A 1,346-nucleotide genomic window follows, 5' to 3' on the forward strand; every position below is an offset into this window, starting at 1 on the left:
ATCGTGACCTCACACTATGACGTCGTTGTCCTCGGAGCCGGCCCCGGTGGGTACGTCGCTGCTATCCGCGCGGCACAACTGGGCCTGAGCACCGCCATCATCGAGCAGAAGTACTGGGGCGGTGTATGCCTGAATGTCGGCTGCATTCCGTCCAAGGCGCTTCTCCGTAACGCCGAACTCGCGCACATCTTCACGAAAGAAGCGAAGACGTTCGGCATGTCCGGAGACGTGTCCTTCGATTTCGGCTCCGCTTTCGATCGCAGCCGCAAGGTCGCGGACGGGCGAGTCAAGGGCATTCACTTCTTGATGAAGAAGAACAAGATCCCGGAGTACGACGGCAAGGGCACGTTCGTCGACGCCAACACCATCAGCGTGGAGCTGAGCAAGGGTGGCACCGAGACGATCACGTTCGACAACGCGATCATCGCGACGGGTTCGTACACCAAGCTGCTGCCCGGCACCTCGCTGAGCGAGAACGTCGTGACCTACGAAGAGCAGATCCTCACCCGTGACCTTCCGGGTTCGATCCTGATCGTCGGTGCCGGCGCGATCGGCATGGAGTTCGGTTACGTCCTCAAGAACTACGGCGTCGACGTCACGATCGTCGAGTTCCTCGATCGGGCACTGCCCAACGAGGACGCCGACGTCTCGAAGGAAATCGCCAAGCAGTACAAGAAGCTCGGCGTCACCATCAAGACCGGTGCCGCTGTGCAGTCCATCAGCGACGACGGCAGCAAGGTCACCGTCTCGATCAAGGACAACAAGTCCGGCGAGATCGAGACCGTGGTCGTCGACAAGGTTCTGCAGTCCGTCGGCTTCGCACCGCGCGTGGAGGGCTTCGGTCTCGAGAACACCGGTGTCGCGTTGACCGATCGCGGCGCCATCGCGATCGACGACTACATGCGCACCAACGTCCCGCACATCTTCGCCATCGGTGACGTCACCGCCAAGCTGCAGCTCGCGCACGTCGCAGAAGCTCAGGCTGTCGTCGCTGCCGAGACCATCGGCGGCGCGGAGACGCAGACACTCGGTGACTACCGGATGATGCCGCGTGCGACGTTCTGCCAGCCGCAGGTCGCCTCGTTCGGTTTGACCGAGGAGCAGGCCAAGGCCGAGGGCTACGACGTCAAGGTCGCGAACTTCCCGTTCGCTGCCAACGGCAAGGCACACGGTCTCGGTGACCCGACCGGTTTCGTCAAGCTGATCGCCGACAAGAAGTACGGCGAACTGCTCGGCGGGCACCTCATCGGACCGGACGTTTCGGAACTGCTGCCTGAGCTGACCTTGGCCCAGAAGTGGGACCTCACGGTCAACGAGTTGGCACGCAACGTCCACACCCACCCCAC

The 1,346-nt window shown here is 62.4% G+C and carries 1 protein-coding gene; it reads left to right on the forward strand.

Going from position 1 to position 1,346, the window contains the following annotated elements; genetic code table 11:
• Positions 1–3 precede the first annotated feature (3 nt).
• Positions 4–1,346 (forward strand): dihydrolipoyl dehydrogenase (gene lpdA / locus M1L53_RS33020; protein ID WP_030538131.1); only part of this gene is annotated, 1,343 nt, incomplete at its 3' end.

The organism is Rhodococcus sp. T9N (genome assembly GCF_024436645.1).
GTDB classification, from domain to species: domain Bacteria; phylum Actinomycetota; class Actinomycetes; order Mycobacteriales; family Mycobacteriaceae; genus Rhodococcus_F; species Rhodococcus_F qingshengii.